29 protein-coding genes are annotated in these 26365 nt (G+C 68.0%); 7 read left to right on the top strand and 22 right to left on the bottom strand.

What is annotated here, in order from left to right:
• Window positions 1-7 precede the first annotated feature (7 nt).
• Window positions 8-1030 carry a gas vesicle protein GvpN gene (gvpN, locus tag J0X27_RS11535; RefSeq protein WP_207269330.1) on the top strand — a complete coding sequence of 341 codons (1023 nt, stop codon included), beginning with the start codon at window positions 8-10 and terminating at the stop codon, window positions 1028-1030.
• The gene (locus J0X27_RS11530) at window positions 1027-1422 is read left to right on the top strand and encodes a gas vesicle protein GvpO (RefSeq protein ID WP_207269329.1); all 396 of its coding nucleotides are present in this window, start codon (window positions 1027-1029) and stop codon (window positions 1420-1422) included. The genes gvpN and J0X27_RS11530 overlap by 4 nt, the downstream gene beginning before the upstream one ends.
• A gap of 33 nt (window positions 1423-1455) precedes the next feature.
• On the opposite strand, the gene J0X27_RS11525 is transcribed toward J0X27_RS11530, so the two are convergent.
• From J0X27_RS11525 to J0X27_RS11505, 5 genes are all read right to left on the bottom strand, one after another.
• Window positions 1456-1974 (bottom strand): chemotaxis protein CheD, encoded by a 519-nt coding sequence (locus J0X27_RS11525; protein WP_207269328.1) that lies wholly within the window; start codon window positions 1972-1974, stop codon window positions 1456-1458.
• Window positions 1971-3257, bottom strand: coding sequence for a chemotaxis protein CheC (locus J0X27_RS11520; RefSeq protein WP_207269327.1), 1287 nt, complete (start codon window positions 3255-3257; stop codon window positions 1971-1973). Before J0X27_RS11520 ends, J0X27_RS11525 begins: the two co-directional genes overlap by 4 nt.
• On the bottom strand, window positions 3254-6049 hold the full coding sequence (locus J0X27_RS11515) for an ATP-binding protein (RefSeq protein ID WP_207269326.1): 2796 nt from the start codon (window positions 6047-6049) through the stop codon (window positions 3254-3256). Before J0X27_RS11515 ends, J0X27_RS11520 begins: the two co-directional genes overlap by 4 nt.
• Complete coding sequence (locus J0X27_RS11510) at window positions 6046-6411, bottom strand: response regulator (RefSeq protein ID WP_207269325.1); 366 nt, start codon at window positions 6409-6411, stop codon at window positions 6046-6048. The genes J0X27_RS11515 and J0X27_RS11510 overlap by 4 nt, the downstream gene beginning before the upstream one ends.
• Before the next feature lie 164 nt (window positions 6412-6575).
• Window positions 6576-7097: a chemotaxis protein CheW gene (locus J0X27_RS11505; protein WP_207269324.1), complete on the bottom strand. Its 522-nt coding sequence runs from the start codon at window positions 7095-7097 to the stop codon at window positions 6576-6578.
• Window positions 7098-7284: 187 nt separating this feature from the next.
• Here J0X27_RS11505 and J0X27_RS11500 point away from each other — a divergent pair, with 187 nt between their 5' ends.
• From J0X27_RS11500 to J0X27_RS17920, 3 genes are read left to right on the top strand one after another with little or no spacing between them, the layout of a single operon-like run.
• Window positions 7285-8586: a HAMP domain-containing methyl-accepting chemotaxis protein gene (locus tag J0X27_RS11500; protein WP_207269323.1), complete on the top strand. Its 1302-nt coding sequence runs from the start codon at window positions 7285-7287 to the stop codon at window positions 8584-8586.
• 1 nt (window position 8587) lies between these two features.
• The gene (locus tag J0X27_RS11495; protein ID WP_207269322.1) at window positions 8588-9298 is read left to right on the top strand and encodes a bacteriorhodopsin; all 711 of its coding nucleotides are present in this window, start codon (window positions 8588-8590) and stop codon (window positions 9296-9298) included.
• Between the two features lie 11 nt (window positions 9299-9309).
• Window positions 9310-10029: an SHOCT domain-containing protein gene (locus tag J0X27_RS17920; RefSeq protein WP_224214587.1), complete on the top strand. Its 720-nt coding sequence runs from the start codon at window positions 9310-9312 to the stop codon at window positions 10027-10029.
• A gap of 20 nt (window positions 10030-10049) precedes the next feature.
• Here the strand turns inward: J0X27_RS17920 and gvpJ (J0X27_RS11485) are convergent, their stop codons facing one another.
• Genes gvpJ (J0X27_RS11485) through J0X27_RS11450 form a run of 8 tightly spaced genes read right to left on the bottom strand, consistent with a single transcriptional unit; the run spans window position 10050 to window position 13597 of the window.
• Window positions 10050-10283: a gas vesicle protein GvpJ gene (gene gvpJ, locus J0X27_RS11485; protein ID WP_207269321.1), complete on the bottom strand. Its 234-nt coding sequence runs from the start codon at window positions 10281-10283 to the stop codon at window positions 10050-10052.
• On the bottom strand, window positions 10283-11098 hold the full coding sequence (gene gvpL, locus J0X27_RS11480) for a gas vesicle protein GvpL (protein WP_207269320.1): 816 nt from the start codon (window positions 11096-11098) through the stop codon (window positions 10283-10285). The genes gvpJ (J0X27_RS11485) and gvpL overlap by 1 nt, the downstream gene beginning before the upstream one ends.
• Window positions 11095-11448 carry a gas vesicle protein K gene (locus J0X27_RS11475; RefSeq protein WP_207269319.1) on the bottom strand — a complete coding sequence of 118 codons (354 nt, stop codon included), beginning with the start codon at window positions 11446-11448 and terminating at the stop codon, window positions 11095-11097. Before J0X27_RS11475 ends, gvpL begins: the two co-directional genes overlap by 4 nt.
• A complete protein-coding gene (gene gvpJ / locus J0X27_RS11470) occupies window positions 11445-11837 on the bottom strand; it encodes a gas vesicle protein GvpJ (protein WP_207269318.1) in 393 nt (130 codons plus the stop codon). Before gvpJ (J0X27_RS11470) ends, J0X27_RS11475 begins: the two co-directional genes overlap by 4 nt.
• Window positions 11834-12175: a hypothetical protein gene (locus J0X27_RS11465; protein WP_207269317.1), complete on the bottom strand. Its 342-nt coding sequence runs from the start codon at window positions 12173-12175 to the stop codon at window positions 11834-11836. The genes gvpJ (J0X27_RS11470) and J0X27_RS11465 overlap by 4 nt, the downstream gene beginning before the upstream one ends.
• Window positions 12168-12701, bottom strand: a complete 534-nt coding sequence (gene gvpH, locus J0X27_RS11460) for a gas vesicle protein GvpH (RefSeq protein ID WP_207269316.1) — start codon at window positions 12699-12701, stop codon at window positions 12168-12170. Before gvpH ends, J0X27_RS11465 begins: the two co-directional genes overlap by 8 nt.
• Window positions 12702-12719: 18 nt before the next feature.
• The gene (gvpG, locus tag J0X27_RS11455) at window positions 12720-12971 is read right to left on the bottom strand and encodes a gas vesicle protein GvpG (RefSeq protein ID WP_207269315.1); all 252 of its coding nucleotides are present in this window, start codon (window positions 12969-12971) and stop codon (window positions 12720-12722) included.
• Window positions 12971-13597, bottom strand: coding sequence for a GvpL/GvpF family gas vesicle protein (locus J0X27_RS11450; protein WP_207269314.1), 627 nt, complete (start codon window positions 13595-13597; stop codon window positions 12971-12973). The genes gvpG and J0X27_RS11450 overlap by 1 nt, the downstream gene beginning before the upstream one ends.
• Before the next feature lie 233 nt (window positions 13598-13830).
• Here J0X27_RS11450 and J0X27_RS11445 point away from each other — a divergent pair, with 233 nt between their 5' ends.
• A complete protein-coding gene (locus tag J0X27_RS11445; RefSeq protein WP_207269313.1) occupies window positions 13831-14832 on the top strand; it encodes an FkbM family methyltransferase in 1002 nt (333 codons plus the stop codon).
• Window positions 14833-14881: 49 nt separating this feature from the next.
• Here the strand turns inward: J0X27_RS11445 and J0X27_RS11440 are convergent, their stop codons facing one another.
• Window positions 14882-16324, bottom strand: a complete 1443-nt coding sequence (locus tag J0X27_RS11440; protein WP_207269312.1) for an oligosaccharide flippase family protein — start codon at window positions 16322-16324, stop codon at window positions 14882-14884.
• Between the two features lie 332 nt (window positions 16325-16656).
• Between J0X27_RS11440 and J0X27_RS11435 the strand changes: the two genes are divergently transcribed.
• Complete coding sequence (locus J0X27_RS11435) at window positions 16657-17604, top strand: alkaline phosphatase family protein (RefSeq protein ID WP_207269311.1); 948 nt, start codon at window positions 16657-16659, stop codon at window positions 17602-17604.
• Window positions 17605-17662: 58 nt separating this feature from the next.
• Here the strand turns inward: J0X27_RS11435 and J0X27_RS11430 are convergent, their stop codons facing one another.
• The 8 genes from J0X27_RS11430 to J0X27_RS11395 all read right to left on the bottom strand — a co-directional run bounded on the left by J0X27_RS11430 (window position 17663) and on the right by J0X27_RS11395 (window position 26327).
• On the bottom strand, window positions 17663-18589 hold the full coding sequence (locus tag J0X27_RS11430; protein WP_207269310.1) for an alkaline phosphatase family protein: 927 nt from the start codon (window positions 18587-18589) through the stop codon (window positions 17663-17665).
• Between the two features lie 76 nt (window positions 18590-18665).
• Complete coding sequence (locus J0X27_RS11425; RefSeq protein ID WP_224214588.1) at window positions 18666-19826, bottom strand: sulfatase-like hydrolase/transferase; 1161 nt, start codon at window positions 19824-19826, stop codon at window positions 18666-18668.
• Complete coding sequence (locus J0X27_RS11420; protein WP_207269309.1) at window positions 19823-20737, bottom strand: glycosyltransferase family 2 protein; 915 nt, start codon at window positions 20735-20737, stop codon at window positions 19823-19825. The genes J0X27_RS11425 and J0X27_RS11420 overlap by 4 nt, the downstream gene beginning before the upstream one ends.
• Before the next feature lie 67 nt (window positions 20738-20804).
• Window positions 20805-21761 (bottom strand): hypothetical protein, encoded by a 957-nt coding sequence (locus tag J0X27_RS11415; RefSeq protein ID WP_207269308.1) that lies wholly within the window; start codon window positions 21759-21761, stop codon window positions 20805-20807.
• A gap of 100 nt (window positions 21762-21861) precedes the next feature.
• On the bottom strand, window positions 21862-23259 hold the full coding sequence (locus J0X27_RS11410) for a sulfatase-like hydrolase/transferase (RefSeq protein ID WP_207269307.1): 1398 nt from the start codon (window positions 23257-23259) through the stop codon (window positions 21862-21864).
• A gap of 22 nt (window positions 23260-23281) precedes the next feature.
• Window positions 23282-24001: a glycosyltransferase family 2 protein gene (locus J0X27_RS11405; protein WP_207269306.1), complete on the bottom strand. Its 720-nt coding sequence runs from the start codon at window positions 23999-24001 to the stop codon at window positions 23282-23284.
• Complete coding sequence (locus J0X27_RS11400) at window positions 23998-25167, bottom strand: glycosyltransferase (RefSeq protein WP_207269305.1); 1170 nt, start codon at window positions 25165-25167, stop codon at window positions 23998-24000. The genes J0X27_RS11405 and J0X27_RS11400 overlap by 4 nt, the downstream gene beginning before the upstream one ends.
• Window positions 25164-26327, bottom strand: coding sequence for a glycosyltransferase (locus tag J0X27_RS11395; RefSeq protein ID WP_207269304.1), 1164 nt, complete (start codon window positions 26325-26327; stop codon window positions 25164-25166). Before J0X27_RS11395 ends, J0X27_RS11400 begins: the two co-directional genes overlap by 4 nt.
• Window positions 26328-26365 lie beyond the last annotated feature (38 nt).

Below are 26365 nucleotides of genomic sequence, written 5' to 3'. Positions count from 1 at the left end.
TGAATCGATGACCGGCAGCTCGGATCGGCGGGTTCGGGGCGGGCGAGTCAGAACGTCCCGCGAGGAGAAACGCGGCCGCGAGCGTCGGGACCGTACCCGACGAACCGACGAACCCGCGCGCGATGCGTCGGCGGGCGAGGTGTCGGCAGGATCGCTCCCGACGCCGGATCCCGGACCGTTCGTCGAGACGCCGGCGGTCACGGCGGTCCGCGACCGGATCGATCGCTGGCTTTCGGTCGATCGCCCCGTCCACCTGGTCGGACCGACCGGGTGTGGGAAGACCGCACTGGCGCTGTCGGTCGCCCAGGAGCGCGATCGGCCGGTTGCGTTCGTCAACGGCGACGCCGACCTCGGGACGAGCGACCTCGTCGGGGATCACTCCGGCACCGAACGACACTCGGTCCGGGACAAGTACGTCCACAACGTCCAGAAAAGCACCGATATCGTTCGCCAGCGCTGGGTTGACAACCCGCTGACCGTCGCGGTCCGAGAGGGTGCGACGCTCGTCTACAACGAGTTTTCACGGACCAAACCGATCGCGAACAACGTCCTCCTGTCGGTTTTCGAGGAGGGGGTCCTCGAGTTGCCCGGCAAGACGGGCAGCGACCGCTACGTCGACGTCCACCCGGAGTTCCGGGCGATCCTGACCTCGAACTCGACGGAGTACGCCGGGGTCCACGAGCCACAGGACGCGTTGCTCGATCGGCTCGTTGGCATCCACCTCGACTTCTACGACGCCGAGACCGAGCGGCGGATCGTCGCTGCCCACGTCGACGACGTCGACGCAGAGACGATCGCCGCCGTCGTCGACACGGTCCGACGGTTGCGCGAGGAGGTCTCCGTCCCGGTCGGGACGCGCGCGGCGATCATGGCGACGGAGGGGTTCACCGCCGGCACCGATCGGAGCGCATCGACCCTCGCGGCGGTCTGCGTCGACGTGCTCGCGTCGAAAGTGCCCACCAGCGACGGCCTCGAGTCGCTTCGCACGGACGTCGAGCGGGTCGTCTCGAACGTGGAGGTGCCGACATGAGCGACGGGGGGACCGCCGACCCTGACGCTGCAGGCGAGATCGACCCGGATCGATCGATCGAGGACGACGCGCCGGACTCGAGCACCGAGGCGGACGCGTCGGGGGCCACGGAGTCCGCTGCCAGCTCGGAGCCGTCGATGGGTATCATCGAGGCTCGCCGACACGCGATGGCAGTCGCGAGCGAGTTGCTCGAGAACGACCCCGAGAGCGTCATCCGAGCGGAACGGACCGACCGCGGCTGGCGCGTGCTCGTTGAAGTCCTCGAGCGATCCGCCGTGCCGGACACCCAGGACATCCTCGGCCGGTACGAACTCGTCATCGACGGGGACGCCGTCGTCGAGTACGGGCTGACGGAACGGTACAAGCGCGGCGACTCGCGCGACGAGCTGTAATCGCCGCGAACGGCTGGCAGCGACGCTGCCCGACTACGACAGTTCTCTCGTCCCGTGGTCGACGGTCCGAACGGTCACGTCCCCGGTTGCCGTCTCGAACGTGACCGTCCGTCCGTAGTCACCGCCGGTGTCGGTCGCGACGACCGGCACGTCGAACGCATCGAGGCGCTCTCGAGCGGCCGCGACGTTCGCGTCGCCGATGCCGGTCTCGAGCTCCTCGAAGTCGATCATCTCGCTGCCACCGGCGAGGCGTGCCTCAACCCGGCCGACGCTCGCGCCGCGTTCGGCCATCTCGCGCAACAGGGCGTCGGTCGCCGCGTCGACGAACTTTCCGGTCGCCTCGCCCTCGCCGTGATCCCGATCGGGTAACACGGCCTGTGCGAGGCCGCCGACGTTCGCCTCCGGATCGAAGAGCACGATCGCGAGACACGAGCCGATGCCGTAGGCGATCAGCGTCTCGCCGTCGGCCGCGACGACGTACTCGGAAACGCCGACGGAGACGGTGTCGCCTCGTTCGGAGGCGGGCTCTGGATCGTCGTCGAACGTCTTCATCGGTCGGTCACCTCCTCGGGCGTCGCCAGTTCCGCGGGCCCTTCCCCGTCCGCGTCGGCGCGTGCGAGGTCGAACGTCGCCGTGACCGGCGCGTCGTCGATTCGGTCGACGTCGAGTTCGGCCAGTGCCCGCTCCAGGGAGTCCTCGTCGGGGATCGCGAACACGCTGACGTCGATCCGGCGTTCGGCGTCGGACAACAGCGTATCGAAGACGAACGCGAACTCCTGGTCGGTGCTCAGGCCGATGATCAGCGGATCGACGACGGACGCACCCAGGTCGTGCGTGTAGCGGGGCGTCGTGTGCTCGATCGTCGTCTCGAGGACGTTCGCCCAGCCGTCGAGGAAGCCACTGGCCATCACGTTGCCGAACTCGGAGATGGCGTCGCGCTCCATCGCGCCGAAGCGACCCTCGCTCGTGCTGCCGGGCAGCGCCGCCTCCATGAGCGTCCGCGCCGAGGGCTCGTCGAAGACGAACAGCAGGTAGCCGCTGGGCGTGCCACGGAACCGGAAGGCAACGCTCACCAGCCGCTCGTTGGGGATCTCGTCGGCGATCGTATCCAGCGAGAGGAAGTTGATCCGCCGGATCTCGGCGTCCATCGACAGCCCGGTCATCGTCTCCAGGCTGTTCGCCATCTCCGTCGATCCCCGCTCTGCCATCCGGTTGAATCCCGCGAGCTTGTCGAACTCGATGCCGGTCCCGCCCTCGCTGCTGCGCTCGAGCAGCGCCTCGACGGTCTCCCTGGTGGGGACGACGTACTGGTCGACGTCGACGTCGGCACCGACGGTCTCGATCCGGCTGCGAAACAGCAAGGCGAGATCACCGTCGACCGCGCCGAGGGCGCCAATAAACGGCGTCGGATCGGTCCCGGCCAGGTACGTCGGCGTCGAGGCGTCGATGCTGGTTCCGAGGATGTCGGCCCAGCCGTCGACGAAGCCGCTGGTCGTCACCTGGCCGACCTCGAGGAGGGCGCTCCGGGCGATGTTGTCGACGCCGTCGGCGGGAACGTCGGCGACGAGTTCGCGGGCGATCGTCCGGGCGCTGTCCTCGTCGAAAACCAGCAGCGAGTCGCCCTCGAACCCGCCGGAGAGTTCGATCGCGGTCCCGATGCTCGAGGTGCCGTCGTCGAGTTCGGCGCGCAGCTCCGACAGCTGCATGAAGTTCATGCGGGTAACACCCACACGGGTCGGAACGCCGGTCATCTTCGTCAGGCGACCGGCGGCGATGCCGGCACCCTCCCGTGCCATCTCGTAGAACGTGCCAAGCGTCGGAACGTCGATTTTCATCGTGAGCCTCCGTCAGTGATCGCCGTCACGTCGAGGACGTTCGCGAGTTCGCCGTCCCCGAGCAGCGTTGCACCGTCGATACCGGGCGTCTCGGCGAGGATGTCGTCGTAGGGCCGGACCACGACTCGTCGCCAGTCGCCGACGTCGTCACAGGCGATCGACCGACCGCCGCGATCATCGCGGACGTGGACGACGACCGTCGGATCGGTGTCGCCGTCGGCTCCCAGCCACTCCGACAGCCGGACGAGCGAGCGTCGCTCCGTCTCGGGCTCGTCCTCACCGGTGACGGTCATCGCGTATGCGTCGCCGTCGGCCCGTGCCGGGTCGAACTCCTCGAGGCGTGCGATATCGGCGGCCGGAATCGCGTACGGGCGGCCGTCGGCCTCGACGAACAGGACTTCCGTCGCGGCGACGGAGACGGGGACCCGAAGCCGGAACGTCGTGCCATCGCCGGGGGAGCTCTCGACCTCGATGTCGCCGTCCAATCCAGTGATCGTCTCGGCGACGACATCCATCCCGACTCCACGGCCGCTGACGTCGGTCACCTCGGCCTCGGTCGACAGTCCCGGATGGAACACGAGTTCGTGTGCCGCCTCGTCGCTCATCGCCGCCGCCCGCTCCCGACCGACGATGCCCTCCTCGATGGCCACACGGCAGAGTTCGTCGGCGTCGAGGCCGCGCCCGTCGTCGGTCACCGCGAGGACGACTTCGTCGGCGTCCTTCCGCGCCCGGATCGCGACCGTTCCGGTGCGCGACTTGCCCGCTCGCTCTCGCTCGTCGGCCGGTTCGATCCCGTGATCGACCGCGTTGCGGACGAGGTGGACCAGCAGATCCCCGAGGGCGGCGACCACGTCCCGATCCAGCTCGATCGACCCCCCGCTCGTCTCGAGGTCGACGCGAGTCTCGGCCTCCCGTGCCACCCGTCGTGCGGTCCGCTCGAGGCCCGAAAAGGCACGCTCGAGGGGCTGGAGCCGGACCGCAGTGACCGTCTCCTCGAGATCGGTCGCGATCTCGCGTAACTCGCGCATCCGGGTGGGCTCGTCGGCGCTATCGGAGGGGGAGCCGCCGTCGTCACGCTCGAGAGCCATCGTCGCCGTCGTCAGCCGCTCGGTCAACTGAAGCAGGCGATCAGCGGTCGTCCCCTCGACGGTGATCGTGCCGCCACGCTCCTCGCGGGCAGTCCCGTCGTCGTCGGACGACGGTATCGGGAGGACCGAGGACGGGATCGTCGTCACGGCGTCCGAAACCGCCCTGGTTCGGTCGTCCGTGATCGACCCGTCGAAGGAGTCCCCGAAGGCCGCGACGAACTCGCGAACGTTCGCGTCCCGGTCGAACGACGCGAGGGCGTCGTCGGGAACGGCCCGGTCGCTGGTCTCCGCCAGCGTTGCGTCCGATCCTTCCTGGACGTCGCCCCCGTCGACAGCAGCCGCCAGAAAGTCGCGTTCGTCGCCGTCGGTCACGGAGCGCTCCGTCGCCAAACCGGGATCGTCGTCGAGCTCACCGTCGCCGAGATCGGCCGCTCCGCCCGTGTCACCGTCCTCCTGGCTCGTCGCCACGTCGGTATCGAACACGAACGAGCCGGGATCCTCGGCCGGCTCGGCCGGCTCGAGTTGCTGGATGTTCTCGAGGAGTTGCTGGTCGTCGATGCCGGCAGCGTCCATCGCCCGTTCGGCCCGGTCAGCGGTCGACGCCTCGGCGTGTTGGGCCGTCTGTGACTCGGTGTATTCGGCCTGCTGTGGCTCGGCGCGTTCGCCACTCGTGGATTCCTCGTCCTCACCGGTCTGTGCTTTGGCACCGTCGGCAGTCGGTGACTCGCGGCGATCCCCGGTTGAGGAGGCAGGGCGCTCGGAGCTCGAGGGGCCGTCGCTGTCGTCGGTCTCCGCCAACTCGAGGAGTTCGGTCACGGTCACGTCGTCGTCGGCCCCGCCGTCGCCGAACTGGACCCCCTCGAGTGCGTCGTCCATCGTCCCCGCGTCGAGCGTCTCGACGTCGTCGCGGACGCGATCGAAGTCGACCGTCTCCTCGCGGCCGGCCCCCTCGGTCCCCGCGATCTCGACGTCGGATGGCTCAGTCGCCGTCGCAGCCTCGTCGGGAGTCGTCTCGTCCGCTGCCGGTTCGGGCTCGTCCGTGGCCGTCTCGCTCGTCGGTGTGGACCCCGCAGCGGGGCCGTCCGCAGCCACCCCTGCAGGCTCGTCACCCGGCTCGTCGTCGAACAGTTCGTCGAGGGATCCCGACCCCTCGAGAGTGCCGTCGTCGACGTCCGCGGACAGCGACTCGAGGTCGTCGAAGCCACTCGCCCGCTCGAGTGCCTCCTCCGCGGTCAATCCGTCGCCCGATCCGGGTTCCGGAATCGCCTCCTCGGCGAGCGTCGACGGCTGGTCCGTGTCGTCGTCGGCCGCCGGTTCCACTGGCGGGTCGTCCGTCGCCCGCGTCTCGAGCAGGGTCCGGATCGTCTCGACGGTCCCGTCGGGATCGATCCGTACGCGCCCGTCTTCAGCGATTTCGTCGACCATCGCGTCCAGAACGTCGGCGGCCACGAGCGTGGCGTCGACCACGTCCGGGTCGGGCTCGAGCCGATCGGCTCGGATCGCATCGAGGACGTCCTCGAGCGCGTGAGCGACGCGCGCCGGGGCATCGAACCCAGCCGCGCTGCAGTTCCCCTTGAGAGTGTGTGCGGTTCGGAACAGTTCGGAGAGTCGGTCCTCGTTTCCCCCGTCCTCGAGGGAGAGGAGTCCGTCGGCGAGCCGATCGATGCCGGATCGCGTCTCGCGAACGAACTGCTCCCGGCTCATGCGGAGACGCTCTCGATGGCCTCGAGCAGTTCCGCCCGGTCGAACGGTTTCGTCACGTAGCCGTCGGCACCGGCTTTCGCCGCGAGTTTCATCTTCTCGTACTGGCCGACGCTCGTACACATGATGACGCTGACCTCCGGGTCGAGCTGTTTGATCGCCGACGTGGCTTTCACGCCGTTTGCCTTCTCCATGATGATGTCCATCAGGACGAGATCGATCTCGTCACCGCGTTTTTCGTACGTTTTGACCGCTTCGACCCCGTCGCTGGCTTCCGCGACAACCGTGACGTCGTCCCCCAGAATCATCTTGATCCGGTTTCGCATGTATCCCGAATCGTCGACGGCGAGAATCCCCACTGACATTGGTTACTCACCACGGACGAACTGTACCCGGATAATGGACATTCCTACGCAGTTAGGGATCTCGACGGCAGTTCGGGGCGACGTGCGGTCGGCCAGTCGGCATCCGATAGCGGCAGCGATCCACTGCTCAGTCGGCGTCGACAGGGGCGACGGTCACCCGGGTATCAGCTCTCGACGGCGGCAGCGATACCGGCCGCGTCCAGGACGAGCCGTGGCGGCTCCGCAGGTTCCGCCGGCGTCACGGCGGCCCGGAGCAAGGCGTCGTCGAGCCCGCCGCCGTCCGACGGGACGGGACTCGAGGCGGCGGGATCGGCTGCGGACGGCTGCTCGAACCGCGAGGCCGGGACCGTCTCGACGCCGACGCCGCGCGGGGTTCGGAGCCCGATCGACCGCTGCTCGTCGCGATCGAGCACGATGAGTTCGTCCGTCTCGGTCGGCTCCCGTCCCTGCCCACCGAGCAACCGCGCGGCGTCGACGACCACCGTTACCCGTCCGTCGATCTCGGTAACGCCGTCGACCGCAGTCGCGCTTCCCGGCACGGGGGTCACGCCCTCGAACGACGTGACCCGGACGACGCGGCCGGACTCGAGGCCGTAGGTGAGATCCGGCAGCGACGCGGTGATCAACTCGACTGGCGGCTCCCCCTCCCCGCCGACGTCGTCGGCGGACTCGCGGTGTCCCTCCATGCATTCCTCGTTGGATTGCTCCGGCAAAAACCCGCCGTCCGTTCGCTCCCTGGGGGATCCGGCTTCGGGAGCGATCGCCACAGCCGTCGACCCGTCTCGCCGCCGAACCTATTGGCGTTCGTTTCGGTCACGATCCCTAACTATGGAGCCATTACGTAGTGAACGATGGCTTCGCACGTACTCGTACATGGAGCAAACACGGACCGTTAGTGGGGGAACACGAACGATCGCGACCAGGCTGACAGGGGTGCTGGCCGCTGCCGGGGTCGTAATCGTCGTGTTTGCGGGGTACATCTACGTACAGATCGTCGCGCCGATCGACGACCCGGCCGTTCGGTCGTCGGTCACGTCCGGATTCGCCGGGCTCGTCCTCGCGTCGGTCATCAGCCTCGTGCTGGTCGGCGTCACCTTCGGGAGCAACACCGCGATCACGCTTCGGCTCCTCTCGTCGAAGGCGAACGAGCTAGAGGAGGGCAACATGGACGTCTCCTTTCGCTCGAGCCGACGTGACGAGATCGGTCAGCTCGCGACCGGTCTCGCTGCCATGCGTGACTCGCTGCAAGAGCGCATCGAAACCGCCGAACGCAGACAACGGGAGACGGAACTCCGCAACGAGAACCTCCAGTCGACCGCGGAACACTACAACGAAGTGTTACAGGACGTCATGGACGGTGACCTCTCTCGACGGGTCGACGCGGAAAGCGAGAGCGAGGCGCTCACCGAGATCGGCGAATCGATCAACACGACGATCGCCGAACTCCAGCGGACGACGACGAGTATCTCCCGGGAGATGGACAACCTCTCGGCGACCGCCGAGGAGGTCGCCGCCTCCGCCGACGAGGTAGCGACGACGTCGGCGCGGGCCGCCGAGGCCGGGACGGTCGGTCGCGACGCGGCGGCGTCGGCGATCACGGAGATGGACACCGTCGAGTCGGAGATCGAAACGGCCGCCGCGGAGATCGAAACCCTCGAGGGGGAGGTCGAGGAGATCGGCGAGATCGTTCGGTTGATCGGCGAGATCGCCCGGAAGACGAACATTCTCGCGGTGAACGCACGCATCGAGTCCTCGCGGACCGACGAGAGCGGCCAGGGGTACAGCGTCGTCGCCGACGAGGTCCGCGAACTCGCCGAGGAGACCAAAGCGGCCGCCGACGAGATCGAGACGCGGATCGATCGGATCCAGTCCCAGACCGACGAGACGGTCGCCGGGATCCAGGCCGTCAACGAACGAACCGCCGACGCGTCGGTCACGGTCCGGCGGGCCCTCGACTCCCTCGAGGAGATCGCCGAACTCGTCGACGATCTCGATATGACGATCGAGAACATCAGCGACGCGACGGACGGACAGGCCGAAGCGATCCAGTCGGTCGCCGAACGGGTCGACGCGCTCTCGTCGATCGGCTCCGGCGAGGAGCCGGATTCCGGCGACAGCGACGGGTTCGACTTCGAGGCCCCGCAGGGCGTCACCGAGGGAACGGGGGAGAGCTGAGATGGTCGCCGTCAACGTCCACTACACCGTCGGGCTCGCGGTCATGCTCCTCGGAACCGCCGTCTTCGTTCGAGCGTTCGTCACGGACGCACGCAACCGGACCTACCACGCGATTCTCGTCGGTATCGCCGGGATCGCGGCGGGGGCGTACGTGTTCATGCTGCTCGGGATCGGGTTCCTGACCGTCGAGGGAAACGTCGTCAATCTCGCGAAGTACGGCCAGTGGCTCCTCGCGACGCCGCTGTTGATCCTCTATCTCGGATTGCTCGCCGGCCTCGACCGCGGCCGAATCGGCCTGCTGATCGTCCTCGACGTCGTCGTCATGGGCTCGGGGCTCGTCGGCGAGTTGCTCGCCGGCCCCGCGCTGACGTACGGCAGTTTCGCGGTGGGCTCGGTCGCCTACATCGCCCTGATCTACATGCTCACCGCCGGCATCCGCGAGGCGGTCACCGACCGACCGGGTGCGATCGTCGCCCTGTTCGGCAAGCTCCGGAACCTGACGCTGATCATCTGGACGATCTATCCCGTGATCTGGATACTCAGCCCGGCGGGGCTGGGGGTCCTCGAGCCGACGATGCAGGCGCTCCTGTACACCTACGCCGACCTGATCGCGAAGATCCTGTTCGGCGCGATCGCCCTGAACAGCCAGACGAGCCTCGAACAACTGCCCGAACTCGACGCCCTCTCCGGGTTCGGAGTCGGACCGAACTGAGAGCCAGATCTATGACCGATATCGACGAACCACGAATTCGCGCGATGGTCGACGCGGCCGACCACGACTCGGTTACGGTCGAGTTGCTCGCGGGCGGCGACCGGTACAGCCAGCTCTACCTTTACGACGAGCCGGTCGTCTCCTACCTCGAGTCGAACGAACAACCCCACTACACCTTCTTCAACGAGATGAAGGGGATCGGAATCGGCGGCAAGCGGGACACGATCACGCCGGACAGCGGCGGGCTGGCCGCGATCACGATCACCGACAGGCGAACGTTCATGATCGTCGGCAAGGAGGACGGCGACGAGTTCTTCGAAGTGCCCCACGGCGACGTGACCGGCGTCGAGTACAGTCGCGGCCTGATGAAACACCGGCTGGTGATCCGCACCGACGACACGACCTACCACTGCTGGATCGACTCCTCCTACGAGGAGTCGGCACTCGCCGCCGCCACCGACGCGTTGCGGCGGTATCGCGATCGGGCACGGTCGCCGGGCGACTCGATCGACGCTCGAGCCGAATCGCCGGCATCGCGCTCCCCGATGTCCTCGGACGGCGGCGAAAACGGTGACTCGGGCGGCGACGCCGCGCCGTCGGCGGCCGGCGGCACCGACTCGGCCGACGACCCCCTCGAGACGATCGAACGGCTCGCCGAACTCAACGAGCAGGGCGTGATCAGCGACGAGGAGTTCGAAGAGAAGAAGCGGGACCTCCTCGACCAGCTCTAATACTCGATCGTCGTCGTCCGTCAGCTGTCGTACGACTCCGCCCGGCGACCAGCGTCCCTGATGGCATCGTCGGCGTCCGCGAGTATGTCGTGGTCCCGCATCGTCGTCATGCCCGCGAGGAGCAACCGGAGCCGGAGTCCGATCAAGGGGATATCCGCGACGCTGATCACCACGTCCGCAGCGAGTACTGCGCCGTCCTCGAGCAACACGTCGACGAGGTCGACGACGGCGTCGTCGTTCTTCTCGGGTTCCATCACCGACCGCCCTCCAGATCGATATCCGGCACGAACGAGTACGGTGCCCACGGCCCGGTAAACCGAACGGCGACGCCCGATCGGTCCGCGATCGGATCGAGCCGGGCACCCAGGTCGTCCTCGCGGTCGTGATCGGCCAATACGGCGATCTGCGTGACCGTTTCCCGATCGTCGTCGCCCAGTCCCAGTCGATCGCCGTCGACCGACGCCGTGGCGACGGCGACCTCGTCGATGGCCGCCTCGAGGTCGGCCGCGAGGGCGGCTGCTCGCTCCCGTCGCAGTTCCGTTCGCTTTCGCTCGAGTTTCTTCTCGAGCAGGAAGGCCGTCCCCTCGCCGGCTGCCTCGGTTTGCTCGCGAAGCGCGGCGAGGTCGCCCTCGGGATCGGGTACCGTCGCGTCGGGTTCGAACAATAGTTCGATGCGATACTCCCGTCGGCCCGCGACGTCGGTGACGGCCGCCTCGATCTCGTCCGCGGCCGACTCGAGGACCGACCGCACCGTCTCGTCGCCGCCCTGGACGACGACGTCGAACTGGAACGGGATCGGCGTCCCGAACCGGTCCGTCGCGGCCTCGACGACCCGGTGGTGGGCGAGCAGCCAGCGGCGGATCGTCGCCGGATCGTCGCTGTCGTAGAGCGTGTCGGTCTCGTGGACGACCGCGGCGACGCCCCCGGCCGCGAGGACTCGCGGCGACTCGCCGTCGATTCCCTCGACGGGGAGCCTCGCGGGCGGCTCGCCCTCTGGCTCCACGAGACAGTACACGTAGCGGCCGTCAGCGAGGTCGTCCGCCCCGTCCGTCCGCTCCGGGACCGTCATCGGTCAGTCATCCCCGGTTTTCCGCCGTCGGTGCCGACGCCCGGAACGGCGTCGTCGTCGAACAGGTCCCAGATCGCGTCGTCGATCAGCGAATCCAGGTCCGATCGGAGGCCGGCGACGTCCTCCTCGATCCCCTCCTCGCGCTCGAGGCGCTCGATTTCGGCCTCGAGTCGGGCGAGTTGCTGGCCGAGTCGCTCGATCTCGTCGTCGTCGAGCTGGCCCGACTCCATCCGCCGGAGCGCCTCGCGCTCGAGGGAGTCCTCGAGGATCTCGACGATCGCGAGGACGAGCGAGAGCAACCCGGCCCGCATGTTCTCCCCGTCGCCGTCGAGGTCGATCGTCGACGTCATCGGTCGTCGTTCTCCCTGCCACTGGTGTCGGCCCCCTCCCGATCGTCGGGAGCGACCGCCTCACCGGCATCGACGGCGTCGATCGCCGGACTCGAATCGGTCTTCTCGAGGGTCGCATCCTCGGCTGCCTCGTCGGTCGTTGCCACCCGCGGTGTGTCGACGCCGGCGGCCTCGCGGACGCGTGCCATGTCCGTCCCGCCGGGGAACTCGAGGCCGTACTCGGCGGCCGTCTCGAAGGACGCGATCGCCGCCCGGATCTGGACGCCGAGCAACTCGGTGTCACCGACGGTCACCGCGATGTCGGCGTTGATCACGACGCCCTTGTCGAGCAGCGTGTCGAGCATCTGCGCGAGGTCGCCCTGATTCCGGGTGGGTTTGGGACCGCTCATTCGTCGTCCTCCGTTCCGTTCGCCCGTCGGCGCAGTCGGTGGCCGTACAGCCGCGGGCGATGGGGTGCCGTCGGCGTCTCGTCTCGCGTCGGCGGCCGTTCGGGCACCGACGACCACGATCCGGGCACGTCGTCCCGCGACGACTGCGGTCGACCCGCCCGATCGGTACCTTCGTCGCCGTCGGTTCGATCGCCACGCTCCTGCTGTGCCTGCCGTTCGGCCCGCTGCTGGTTTCGTTCCCGAACCCGCGCGAGTTTTCGGTGTTGCGTGAGCAGCCGAGCGCGAGCGGCGTCGCGCGTTTGCGAGATCCGTCGAACGATGCGTTCGCGGTCAGTCACCCTGCTCACCTCCGTCGACGACGACGGTCAGCAGGCCGTTGTGGAATCGCCGACGGCTCGGTCGTCCCGCGTGGTCGACCCGCTCGATCACCTCGCCGTCGACGACCACCTCGAGCCCGTCGCCTCGCCGGACCGCGACGTCCTCGGCGTCGACCCCCGGGAGATCCGCGACGAGCAGCGTCTCGTCGTCGTACTCGACGAGCCCGACGTGATACGCGTCGTCCGCGACGGTGCTCGAGCGAGGCGCTGCCCTGCCCGTCGTCTCGCTGTCGGCAGCGTTCGTTCGCCGCTCGAATCGGTCCCCGAAACCGATCGACAGCTCGTACTCGCCGTCGACCGACACGCCGTGGCCGTCGATCCGTCTCGAGCCGTCACGGCGTTCACCGGCCTCGAGGTCGTCGAGCGTTTCCAGGAGTCGACGGAGCCCCTCGAGGGGAGCGGACGCCTGCTCGTCTCCGTCGTGATCGTTCTCGCGGTCGGTGTGTCGGTCCGTTTCGCGGTCGGTACCCCGGTCGTCGTCAGTCATGGTGGTCCCCGTTCGTGATCATCCTTTCACCTCTACCTTGTCGCTGAGTTCGGCCCGAAGCTCCCGGGCCCGTTCCAGTTCCGCCTCGAGTTCCGCCTTGCGCTCGCGATACGCCGGTTCGGGCCGTTCGCCGATCTCGTAGAGCAAGCGGTTCTCCTTGAGATCGTCCCTGAGCGCCTCGACGTCGTAGAGCTCGGTCAGTGCGAGGGTGTGCAAAACGTCGAGCAAGGAGACGAACGGCCGCACCAGCAGGTCGTCGAACAGGAACATCAACTCCCCCTGTCGGCACCGATGTGGACGTCGACGAAGTTGTAGGGTGCCCACGGGCCGGTATACTGGACGGTGAGGGCGTCGCCGTACGCCTCACGGACGTCGTCGATCGCGTCGTCGAAGCGATCGCGCTCGTCCCGATCAACCAGATACGAGCGGTTGAGCACGAGCCGATCGCTGAACAGGTCGTCGTCCGTGTCGTTGATCGACACCTCGTCGAGCCGATCGCCGATCTCGGCCTGGACCTCGTCGGGATCGGCCTCGAGCCCGGTGTCGACGAGCTTGACGCCGAGCTCGACCGTGCCGTCGATCTCGGCGAGCGTTTTTCGGAGCGCCCGGTTCGCCCCCCGAAGCACTCCTTTGAGCGTGCGTGCGTTCTTGAACGCCATCCCGAAACTCATCGGGACGACGGTGTACCCCTCCTCGAGGACGGTCCCCAACACGTCGTTGTGCCGTTCGACGTCCTCGTCGGTCCGATCGGGATCCGTCGTATCGATCTCCGAGACGATCGCCGACAGCGATCGGTACTCGACCGTCCGGATCTCGGTTGCCCCGCCGACCCCCTCGGCCTCGAACGACAGGTCGGCGTCCTCGACGATGCCGTACACGTAGACGTGGTCGGCCATGTAATCCTGCCTCCACGTCGGGGTGGAACTGTAATAAGTAACGAGGCTACCAGTGATGGGACACTCAGTCGCTCCGACGTGATCGTGCCGGCTCCGTTCGAGAGACGGCACGATCGCCCGTCGGCCGGCTGACCGGTGAACGGAGCGACCACGGCGGAGCGAAACGCTAGAACTGCGTTACTAACCACACCGTTGAAAATAGCTTCACAAGAGCGGCCATTGACGCCCCCATCATGGCGGACATCATCGCGAAGGCGACGCAAGCGCTCACCGATCCGACCGTGGTCCAGCCGTGGTTCGAGTCCAATCGTCGCAAGGTCAATCGCTGGGTCCGGCGTCGGGAGATCGGTCCGCTACTCGGCGGCCTCACGGCCGGGACCCTCGACTGGAACGCGTACACGAACTATCTCGCCTGGCGAAGCGACGACGGGACCGTGGTTCGGGAAATCAACGGCAGCGAGATGGTCCTCGACCCGTCGATGGCCGGGATCTCGCGGGAGTTGCTCATGTACGGCGGCCGCGAAGAACTGTCGGCCAGCGTCTTTCGAGCGGAAATCGAACGGCTCGCGGGGCAGGTCGACTCGCCCGTGACGGTACTGGAAATCGGCGCGAACATCGGCTACTACGCGCTGCTCGAGGCCCAGGTTCTCGGTCCCGACGCTCGGATACTGGCGTTCGAACCCGACCCGAGGAACGTCGACCTCCTCTCGAGGTCGATCGAGCGCAACGGATACGGCGATCGGATCGACGTCGACCGCGTGGCGATCGGGAACAGCGACGACACGATCACGTTCAATCTATTGCCATTGAGTAACAAATCACACGTCAACGAGGACTCCTTTAACCGGGCCCATCGGATCGAACAGCAGATAGACGTTCCACAGAAGGCGGTTTCGACCGTCCTCGAGGAGCGGGAGCTCCCGCCGGATGCGATCAACGTCGTCCGGATGGACGTCGAGGGGTACGAGGCCCAGGTATTCGAGGGAATGGAAAGCGTCCTCGAGTCCGAGCAGCCGCTGGTCGTCTTTTTCGAACTCCACCGCTCCCGGTTGGACGACGAGACGATCGATCGGATGCTTCGAACGCTTGCAGCCGCCGACCTCGAAATCGTCGCCGTGACGGATCTGGTGGGTCCGATGTGGTACGAAGTCAAGCTTCCGTGGGACTCGTTCGACGATCTCCGCGGGATCGACGAGGATCGCTCGCTGCACCTGATTCTCAGACGACCGTCGTGACCGCGCCACACCGGTCACGACCCGGCGACGTCGGAGGGCGGAGACACCGCTACAGCTCGAGGCGCGAACTCCGAACGACGCCCTCGATCGTCACGCGGAGTTTCTGACTGATCGCGAGCAGGGCCGCCGAGTAGACGATCGCGCCGACGGAGACGATGGCGAGCAGCTGGTACCACTGGTCGATGGGGACGGTTCGCACGAGCGGGACGACCACGGCGAACATCAACAGCGCCGCGCCGACCTGCTCGAGGAGCGTCCGGGGGAACAGGACGACGTTCGGGAGCGCTCGTTTGACCACGAACGCGGAGAGGACGTACCGGAGCGTCTCGGCGACGACCGTCGCGACGACGACGCCGATCGCCCCGTAGGCGAGCGTCAGCGCGACGCCGAGGACGACGTTCACTGCGAGCGTCGCGACCGAGATGCGCGTGTTGCTCTCGGGCCGATCGATCCCGCCGATCGCGCTCGTGAGGGGACCACTCTGCGTGCTCACGATCTGGAACAGCGCGAGGCCGACCAGCAACGCGGCGGCATCGGCGTACTCGGGTCCAAACGCCGTCACGACGAGTTGCTCGGGCATGGAGACCGCACCGAAAAACATCGGAACCGCGACGACGCTCGAGAACGCGAGCGTGTTCGACACGTCGTCGCTGACGTCTTTGCCCTGGCTGTGGAGTCGGCTCACGCGGGCCATCAGCACGCTCTGGGCGGCCATCATCACGAACGTCGCCGGGACGGTGAGTTTCAGCGCGACTTCGTACTGTCCGGCCGCCGCGGGCGCGAGGAGGTAGCCGAGAAGGAGGATATCGAATCGGTCGTAGGTCTGCCCGAGAAACGAGTTCGGGATGCTGTACTTGGCGTAGGCCCAGAGACTCGCGAGCGTTTCGCGGGTCGGGGCCGTCGGTGTCGTCCGCACGAAGTACCAGAGCGCGGGCAAGGAGAGGAACGTCGCCGCGGCGAGCCCGTATGCCATGCCGGCAGCGCCGAGCCCGAGGAGGACGAGCGCGAGCTGGATGGGGAACGTCAGCAGCGACCGGAACGTGTCGATCCACATCGAGGCACCGACGAGTCCCCGCGCCTGGACGACCCGATCGGTCGGCTCGTAGAGCGTGACGGCACCCATCAGAACGACGAACAGCACCGGCGCTTCCGAGAGTCCCGTGTAGGAAACGAGCCACCGCGACGCGACCGCGGCGACCGCGCTCATGAGCACCAGCCATGCCGCCGTGAACACCAGTTGACCGCCGATCAGTTCCCGCTCCGGGGCCTCGATCTCCGAGAACCGCTTCATGATCGCCGTTCCCCACCCGTTGACCGCACGGTCGCCGAGTTTCACGAGCGAGAAGAGCAAGTAGTAGCCGCCGAAGCCGGTCGGACCGAGCACCCGCGCGAAGACGACGGTGCCAGCGAACCCGATTACGGCCATCACGAACTTCGCGGCCGTCGCCTTCACCGTCTCGCCGCCGAGACTGACCGACGTCGCGTCAGTCATTCGTCTCGAGCGAGGCGTGGCGTCTGGATGGCCCTGCCGGTCGACGTCGAGCGGTCGTCGCCGATCGACGCGAATCGGACGGTCGGAGAATCGTCACCATCAGCGAACGAGTTCCGTAGGGAGACACTGCATCAGCCGGGCATATCAGTGTACTGCCTGCCCCGGCCATCGAATCGTGCCCGTCCCGCCCACCGAACCGTGCCTGTCTCGGCCCACCGAACCGCCGCCCGTCCCGGCCGCCGGTTCTCGGTTCGTCCGCGACGGCGGGCGCGACGACCGTGCCGTGAAACACAGCCCCGGCGTTGAATACCCCGTTCGTGGTGAGGGTGGATATGACGACGCTGGGGATCGTCGCCCTCGACGCCGCCGACTACGCCCTCGCGCGTGACTGGGCGTGTGAGAACCTCCTGCTCGAGCGCCACTGCAACCTCGAGACGTTCGCTCACTCCGGGCGGTACCCGAACACGCTCGAGGTCTGGACGTCGGTCGCGACGGGCGTCGGGCCGACGGAACACGGCCTCGCATCGACCGGCGAACAACAGCAGTGGGAGAATCCGATCCTCGAGTACGCGAGCACGATCGCTCCCTACGTCCTCCCCAAGGAAGCGCGCATCACGCTCGGGACGTGGCTCCGCGGCGATGCCGGCGGCGACGGCAGCGACGGGGACGGCGGCGTCGACATGACGCTGCGACAGACGGCACACTCCCACCTCTTCCGGCCCGAGGCCCGCGCCGTGCGGTGGTGGCCCGGCGTCACGCCCGGCGAACACCTGAGCGAGACCTGGCACTGGCTCAACCTCGCCTCGAACGGCGAGATCACCGACGACGAGCTCTGGCGGCGACTGTACGGGAACGCGGGCCTCGAGGTCGGCTGGCTACAGGGGATGGGAGGGGCCGACGTGGCCGTCGCCGGGGTACACATGCACGTCCTCGACGCCGCCGGCCACGCGTTCGCGACGCACCCCGACCGCCTCCGGGCGGTGTACGAACGGGTCGACCGCCTGCTGGGATCGGTTCGCGAGCACGTCGACGACCTGTTGCTCCTGTCGGACCACGGCATGCAAGTCGCCTGGCTCGAGGACGATACCGAGCCCGGCTTCCACAGCTGGCGGGCGCTCGCGTCGACGACGCTCGACGACGACCCACCCGAGCACGTGTTCGACGTTCGCGAGTGGGTCGACGCACACGCCGACGACAGCGGCGGCACGCGAGACGACTCCGGGCCGGCGGTGATGGACACGACGGCGGAACAGCTTCGGGACCTGGGATATCTCGAGTGACGACGGTCGAATCGGCGGTCGCGCCGCGGTCGTCGCACGTCCGCCGGGATAGCAGCGATCAGTCGAGGTAGCCGAGTTCGCGGAGGTGATCGGTCGGGAGGTCGATGGCCTCGTCACCGGCCGCCGGCCCGGAATCGCCGACTCGAGTCCGACGTGTGCGGGACTCAACCCACTCGCGAACGTCGAACACCGACGCCGGCACCGAGTCCGTCGTCGAACTCGCGTACGCCCGCCAGGAGTGGGTCGCCGGGTTCTCGCCGGCGTCAGGTGGGTAAAACGCCGTGCGCATCCCGTGATCGCTGCAGACGAGGAGGTCGTCGCCCTCCTCGAGCGCGTCGGCGAGCCCCCGGACGAACTCGCCGACGCGGGCGTAGGCCCGCCGGAGCGCGTCCTCGTCGTCGGCGTAGGCGTGGCCGGCCGCGTCGAGCGCGTGGACGTGGACGCCGGCGAGCGAGACGGGGTGGCGAAGCATCTCGCGGGCCCAGGCGAACTGCTGGGCGCACTGCCCGAACAGTTCGCGCTCGAACTCGCTGCGGGGCATCCCCTGGGCGACGGCGTTCATCAGGTCCCACGCGCGCTGGAGCGGCCGGCCGTCGTCGACGCCCGGCCAGTTGTGGACGACCGCCCGATCGGCGTCGAACATCGATTCGGCGTCGGTGCGTCCGATCCGCTCGCGTTCGCCCGTCCGGGAGCGAACGACCTTCCCGAGCGTCCCGCGGGTCGACTCGTCCAGCCGCCCCGAGACGCGCGAGAGTCCCTCGAGGACCGGGTTGTCCCACTCGCTCGTGCCACCGCCCGTCACGCCGTGGTCCGCCGGCGGAAGGCCGGTCGCGACCGTCGCCCACACCTCCGGCGTGTACGGGAGGTCCTGCGTCCGCGCGACGGTCTCCAGCTCGCCGCTGGACTCGAGTCGGACGTCCTCGAGGTCGAAGTACTCGACGAGCCCCGCATCGAGCGCGTCCAGTGCCAGGACGATCACCGTCATCCGTCGATCCCTCCGTCCGGCGTCATCCGTCGATCCCTCCGTTCGGCGTCATCCGTCGGTCGGCTGTGAGCGTCGATCATGCGTATCCGAGGTCCTCCAGGTCTTCCCGCAGCGCGTCCTCTGTGACCACGTAGTCGGGGTCGAACCGCTCGAGTCGCCCCTCGAGCACGGGGTCGGTCGCCGGTTCGCCGTCCGAGAGCCGGACGGTGTGGTCGTCCGTCGCGATGTGCTCGGCGTTCATCGCCGCCGTCCGCTCGCCGTAGGCCGCGAAGGCGACCTCGCGCTCGAGGGTTCCGACGCCGTGCTCGCGTCCGGTGAGGATCGTCGGCACGTCGATCAGCGAGACGACCGCGCCGAGATCGGGCGCGTTTCGCGTTCCGAACGGCACGGTGAGCAGTTCCGGCCGCATCTCGCCGGGATGGCCCCACAGGCCGTCTTCGCCGAGTAGCTCGCCGTGGTCCGCACAGAAGACGACCCGCGTCTCGTCGGGGATGGCGTTCCAGAGTCGCGCCAGTTTCCGATCGAGTTCGACGATCTCCTGGCGGTAGAGGTCGCGAACGAGGGTTTCGTCGGCCACCGAGCCACGGCCCGCGAGCACGCGCCGGCTCACCCGCTGGGCTTCCGCCCGGCTCACGCTCGCGCCCTCCGGATCGTACGGATGGTGCGGTTCCATGAAGTGCAGCCAGCCGAACCACTCCTCGCGTCCCTCGCGTTCGGCGAGGAACTGCTCGATCACGTCCTCGGCCGGGCGAAACGACTTCTCGAGGTCGGTAACGCGGCTCCGAAGCGCCTGATACCGGTTCCAGCCCCAGCTGGCGATCGCGTAGGCGAGCGTGCCGCGCTCGAGCAAGACCGCCCCTTTCTCCTTGAGCGTCTCCCCGCCGCCTTTCGGCGAGGTAAACGAGTCGAACGCGTCGGCGTAGCCGTACGCCGCCGAGAGGAGGTGATTCGTCGTGATCCCGATCCGCCGACAGTCGAACGCGGTGGCCACGCTCGTCGCCTCCCCGAGGCCGTCGCCGGTCGCGTACTCGCCGCCGACGATCGCGGGGAAGCTTCCAAGAGTCGCCGTCGACGTCGCGAACGCCCGCGGATGCTGCGTTTCCAGATAGGCCTTCGTCCGCTCCATCTCGTCGAAGTGATCGGCGCGAAGCGAATCGACCGTGACTAACAGCGTCGTCCGTGCCGGTTCGATCGAGTCACCAGCGTCCGTGTTCGTCGTCATCGCCGACTCGCTCATCGCGGGCTCACCACCGGGAGTCGGTCGCTCACGCCCGCAGTCGCGGCCTCGAATCGCAGCCGTGCGTCGCGAACGTCCATCAGTTTCGCACCGAGCCACGTGGGGATCGGAACCGAGCCGTCGAGGACGGCGAGGGGTTTGTCGACGGACTGGTTCCCGAGCCAGAACTCGCGGGCGACGACCTGGTCGTAGCCCCACTTCTCGCGGAAGTAGGACTTGCTCGCGAGGAGTTTGGCGGGATCGAGTCGATTCGAGTCGTACTCGCCGCCGCCGCCGGGACGGTGGGGAAAGAGCACCGCTGGGCAGGTGCCAAAGCGCCAGTCGGTCGCCCGGTGGGCGACGAAGAAGTCGAGGTGCTCGCGGCCGATCACGTACCGTTCGTCCCAGCCTTGCTCCTCGAGACACGCCCGGCGGAACGTCGCGACGTTCGGGACGAAGTCGAACGCGACGAGGGGGTAGCCCGCCACGATCGCCGCCGTTTTCGAGCCGGTCTCCCGGACGAGCACGTCACCGTCATCGGACAGATCGTGACACAGCCCCTGTATCGTCCCGTGTTCGAGCAACAGCCCGCTGATGCCGCCGAACTCGGGACGAGCCTCGAGCTGTCGAACGAGCACGTCGGCGTTCGGCGGCACCTCGTGGTCGCTGTCGACGATCGTCAGGTACTCCTCGGTGAGCGCGTCGACGATCGCGTTGCGGCCGACGCCGAGCCCCGCGTCGTAGGGCAGGTCGATCAGCTCGAGGGCGAACGGCCACGCCCGTTCGTAGAGGTGACTGCGCTCCTCGGTCCGCCCGTCGTCGGCGACGTAGACGGTCTCGTAGTGGTCCCCGGGAACGGATTCCAGGAGGGTCTCGAGCTTTTCGGTCCGACTGAAGACCTTCACGCCGAGGGCGACTGCGGGGTCGCTCACGACGACCGCACCTCCGCCCGATTCGTTCCGCCGATCGTCTTCGGTTCTGGTGTCGTATGCATCGTGGTTACTCCGTGTATCCGAGCGACGCCAGGCGATCCTGAACGTCCGCATCGACCGTGCGTTCGTCGGCTGCCGATTCGGGGTCGAGCGTCGGGACCGTCGTGCCCTCGTCGCGGGCCTCGAGTTCGACCCAGGGGACCCGACGGATACTCGAGACGGGAGTGTCGGGGTGGCCCCAGATGCCGAGTTCGCCCATCGCGTTGCCGTGATCAGCGCTCAGCGCCAGCGTCCCGTCGACGTTCCGGCGGAGCGTCGCCACCGAGTGCAGCCCCGTTCGAAGGTTGTCGGCGTAGGCCCCCCAGACCACGTCTCGATCCAGTTCCCCGCGTCGAACGCGACCCCACACGTCCAGTCCGGTCTCGGCAGGATCGACGACCGAGTCGGGGGAGCCCCAGTAGTCCGGTCGATAGCCCGCGTGGAGATCCGGCCGGTCGAGAAACGGAACGTGGGGTTGCATGTAGTGGACGACGACGCGGTCGTACTCATCCGCCCGACAGACGTCGATCGCCCGGTCGGTGATCGGGTCCGGCCGGATCGAGCCGAGGTCGTCGTCCCAGGCGTAGCGCCACACTTCGTCGAGCAGTCCGAGCGGGTGATCGTCGCCGAGGACCGCCGCCGAGAACGGGTTCCCGGTCACGTAGGCCGTGTTCTCGAGTAGCTCCCTGTCTGCCGGTGTGAACGTCCGGCGCATCCACTCCTTGGACGACCCCGCGACCGAGTCGATCGCGGCCGCGTCGACGGCCTCGGACGAGGGAAGCCAATCGTACTCGGGTGCGACCTCGGCCAGCAGGTCGACCCGGCAGGCGTCCAGCAGGACGAGGACGTCCCACTCGCGCTCGAAGACGGTCTCGTCGGCGAACTCGCCCATCCACACCCGTCGGCCCACCCACTCGAAGACGACCTCGAGCGACCGGCGAACGCCGCGTTCGGGCATCTTTCGCACGAACCGGCCGACGCCCATCAGTCGACCACCTCCCGAAGCGTCGCCGAACCCGCCACCGCGAGTCGCCACGATGGCGTCCGCGAACGCGAGCGATCCGCCGCGAGTGAGGTCGGTGCGATCATGCGTATCCCAGGTCCTCGAGCTGTTGGAGTACCGAGTCGTCGAGTTCGATGTCCTCCTCGACGTCGGTGCGACGGTCGATCGCGTCGACGAGTTCCCCGAGACGAGCGCGGGGGTCCTCGTAGGGCGATTCGCCCCACTCCTCGAACCCGTCGAACGTCTCGTAGCCGAAGTACTCGCCCAGCGCGACCCCATCGAGCCACCGGGTGCGGTACTCGAGGTCCGCGAACCCCTTGCGCCGGAGGGCGTCGAGGTGCCGTTCGGGGAGGCCGTGGTACTCGACGAGCGTCTCGCCCTCGCGGAACGCGCCGTCGGGGCCACCCTCGTCTCCGTCTGGTCGTCCCGCCGAGTCGCGGTCCGAGATGGCGGTGAGGTCTCGTCCCCTCGCCGCGGGATCGGACTCGAGACCGGCGGCTGCGAGGACCGTCTCGTGGACGTCGAGGAGCGTCACCGGCGTCTCGTCGTACGTGACGTCCTCGACGGCCCCCTCGCGCGCGTCGAAGACCGACAGCGGCACGCGAGCGAGTTCGGGATAGAGACCCGAGAGGTGTTCCCAGCCGCCGTGTTCGCCCAGGAGTTCGCCGTGGTCGCTGACCGTCACGATCAGATCGAACGACGCGCGCAGGTGGGCGAACAGTCGCTCGTAGACGTCGGAGAGGTATCGGACGCAGTCGTCGTACGCCCGTTCGAGATCCGCCGGGTCGTCCGTCGGCTCGCCCAGCGAGGCGGCCAGGCCGTCGATGTCGACGTCGACGGTCTTCCACTCCGGGGGCGGATCGTACGGCGAGTGGGCTTCCATCAGATTCACGAAGAGGAACTCGTCGTCGCCGAACGTCGTCTCGCGGACCAACTCGAGGGCGGCCCTCGCACCGTCGTCGACGGCGTCGAGGTGGTGGCCGAATCGGGTGTCGCGCAGCTTCAGCTTCGCACCGTGTTTCAGGGACGGGAGCGTCCGGTCCTCACCGAACAGGACCTTGCCGAGCGCGAGCGCGTATCGCTCGGGACCGCGGTCGCGCGTCTGCGCGATGAAGTCGTCCCAGTCGAACAGTTCGTCGCCGTGGTGCTGGAGGCGATGGCTCTTCTCGAACTGGTCGAAGCCGCGGTCGGCGTCGAACACCGGGGAGATGTTGGGGTTCGCGCTGAACGCCCGCGTCGTGTATCCGGCCGATCGCAGTCGCTCGGCGAGGAGGGGGTCGGCGATATCGAACGTCTGTGCGCCGGCGTAGATGCCGACCTCGCTCGCGTACCGTCCCGTAAACAGCGACGCGTGGGCCGGCACCGTCCAGTGGCTCGTGCTCCAGGCGTGCTCGAAGCGCCGTCCGGGCACCCAGTCGAAGTGGTCCTCGAACGCGTCGTAGCGGAGCGTGTCGAGAACGATCAGTGCGATATTCGTCATGGATTCGATCGGTTCGTCCGTCTCATCTGTCGAGGCCAACGGCGTTTGGCAGGTCGTACCGGACCCTGTCGACGAGGTTCCAGACCCCCTTTCGCCACAGCCAGTCGTTGACCCGTCCCCGAAGCGTGTCGGGAACGAGTACCGCCTCGTAGCGGTCGGGATACTCCCGGCGCAGGCGCGCCTCGAGTGCCTCGTCGAGCGTCGCCCGTGGCGGCTCCGGGTGGTGCATCCGGACGTCGTCGCGATACGCGCAGCGACCGTCCGCGTCGCGTTCCATCCGCCAGCCGAACTCGGTGTCGTCGCGCCACCCGGCGAACGCCGGCCGGAAGCCGCCGACGGCGATCGCGGCCTCGCGGTCGAACGCGAGGTTGCAGCCGACGTATCGCCGCTCCCCGTCGTAGGTCCGGCCGCCGTGGACGGCCCCCTCCAGACAGACGAGGTCCGGGTCGCGATCGAACGCCGCTGCGACGTGTGCGAGCCAATTCCGGGGTGGCCGGCAGTCGTCGTCGGTCAGCGCGACGACGTCGCCTCGAGCGCCGAGGATCCCCGTGTTGCGCGCCTCACAGATGTCCAGCGCCGCGTCGTCGACGACGAGCACCTCGTATGCGGTCGCGGTCTGCTCGCGGAGGCAGTCGACGACCGCGTCGTGATCGTTCTCGGGGATGGTCGGCACGACGACCGAGACGGTCGGCTCCGGATGCTCGATCGGTCGCAACGGGGACCGATCCGACGCCGCCCTCACCGATCGGTCACCCCCTCGAGGTCGGGTTCGTCGGCGTCGGCGGCGCGCCGCGTCGGTTCGCCGACGGCCGCCGTCTGTTCGACGACCGCACGGAGCCCCTCCGCGAAGCGGTCGTACTCGTAGCGTCTCGCTTCGGCCCTGATCGCGTTCGAATCGAAATCGGCGGGATCGAACCGCCGAACCGTCTCGCGGATCGATTCGACGGTCGGCTCGAAGCACAGGCCCGTCCGTCCCTCCTGTACCTGATACCGCGTGAACCCCTCGTCGACACCGAGGAGGGGTTTGCCGGCCATCATCGTTTCCGCACCGACCAGGCCGAAATCCTCCTGCTTGGGCGCGTAGACGACCGCAGTGGCCCGCGCGACGAGGGATTCGATGTCCGCGACGTAGCCCCGCACCTCGATGTTGTCGTGGGTCGCCGCGATCGCCTCGAGTCGCTCGCGTTGCTCGCCGTCGCCGGCGATCACGAGCCGTTCGTCGAGTCCCGCGAAGGCTTTCGCGATCAGGTCGATCCGCTTCTCGGGAGCGAGCCGAGACCAGGTGAGGAAGTAGCCGTCGTCGCCGTCGGTTCGCCAGTCGCCGGTCACCGGCGGATAGACGACGGTGGCGTCGCGCCCGTAGAACCGCCGAATCCGATCGCGAACCAGTTCGCTGTTCGCCACGAAGCGGTCGACGTAGTCGTTTGCCTCCTTGTCCAGCGCCCGCCACGCCTTCGCGTACGCCTTGAGTCCGGTCTCGAGGAACGGGTACGCGAACGACGAGAGCCGATCCCGATAGAGGTCGTACAGCCACCGCGGCGGGCTGTGTGGATAGTGGACGATCCGCTGGTCGACTGCGGGGACGTAGGACTTCGACAGCGGCGCGCTCTCGAGGACCACGTCGTACTCGGTGAGCGCCTCGTGGGCGTCGGTCATATCGAGTGCCACGTGCAGCGTCTCGAGGGGGTTCATCCCCTCGTTCTTCCACTCGAGGACCGGCCGCCACGGCAGCGACGTGTATTTCGACTGCTGGAACGGGATCACCTCGACGTCGTCGGGGATGGCCGTCCCCTCGGCGACGTAGGCGGTGTAGATCGGCGCGTCGAGTACCCGCGCGGCCTCGAGTGCGAACTCTTCGCCGCCGCCGATGCCGGGGAACCGGTCGTGGAGGATCGCCACGTCGGTCACTGTAACACCTCCCTGAGTTCCCGGTCGGGCGACCAGGTGCCGTCGTGGGCGTCGTCGTCCCCGTTTGCTCGAGCGCGGAGCAGCGAGATGCTCGCCCGAAACAGCGAGATCTGGCTGTCGAACAGCGAGTACAGCGGCTGGAGCGGGCCGAGTGCGTCCCGGGAACCGAGTGCCGTAAACGCGAGGAGGGCGGCCGGAGTCGCCAGCCCGAACGGCCCCAGGGCGGCCAGCGAGCCCACCGTCGCGACGCCGATTCCGGTGGCGACGAGCCACGGCGAAATCACCATGAACCACCAGTTGAACGGCAAGACGACGCGCCCGTAGGCACCGTGACGGCCGAGCGCGTCGCGCTGTCGCCACAGGAGTCGCAGGAGCCCCATCGCACGCCGATCCTTCTGGGCCCGACGCTTGCCGAACGCGGAGTGAGCCGCTTCCCGGTAGTGGATCGCCGGATCGAAGACGACCCGCCCCCCGTTGCGCCGAATCTTGAGGGCGAGTTCGGTGTCGTCGGCGATCGAATCCTCGTCGATCGGGACGATCGCGTCGCGCTCGAACGCCGAGAACGGCCCGTGAAAGATCAGCGTCGAGTCGATGTGTGACTCGAGGATCTGAATGATCGTCTGGACGTCGCGGTACCCCCGCTCGACCTCGCTGTCGCCGAGAACCTCGGCGTTGCGTCCGGTGACGGCCGCGACGTCGGGATCGGCGAGGTTCGCGGCCGCTCTCCGCACGGCGTCGGATGCGATCCGGGAATCACAGTCGGTCTTGACGACGATGTCGTTTCCGGCGGCCGCGTAGGCCTCGTTCAGCGCGGGCGCGAGCCCCTCGCGTTCGGCCGTCCGGATGAGGGTCAGCTCCGGCTCCGGCCGGCCGGCGAAGAACGTCTCGACCAGGTCGGCCGTCCCGTCGTCGCTCGAGTCGACGACGACGATTTCGATCCGATCCATCGGATAGTCGAGTCCGACCAGTTCCTCGAGTTTCGACTCGACGATCGCCGCCTCGTTGTACGTCGGCAGGACGATACTCACCGACGGCTCCTGGGGCCACGTCCGGGCGGGGGTGCCCGAGGGCCGTCGCAGGACGTACACGCCGAGGTAGAGCAGATACGGAAGGCCCGTGAGTGCAACCAGTCCGAACAGAGCCTCGAGGAGGCGCTTCATGCAGGTACGCCTCAACGCTCAACGGTCCGCTGCAAAGC

The organism is Natrinema longum, assembly GCF_017352095.1.
Classification (GTDB): Archaea; Halobacteriota; Halobacteria; order Halobacteriales; family Natrialbaceae; genus Natrinema; species Natrinema longum.
Note: the sequence above shows the minus strand (reverse complement) of the source record. Positions and strands in the feature narration are given on the sequence as shown.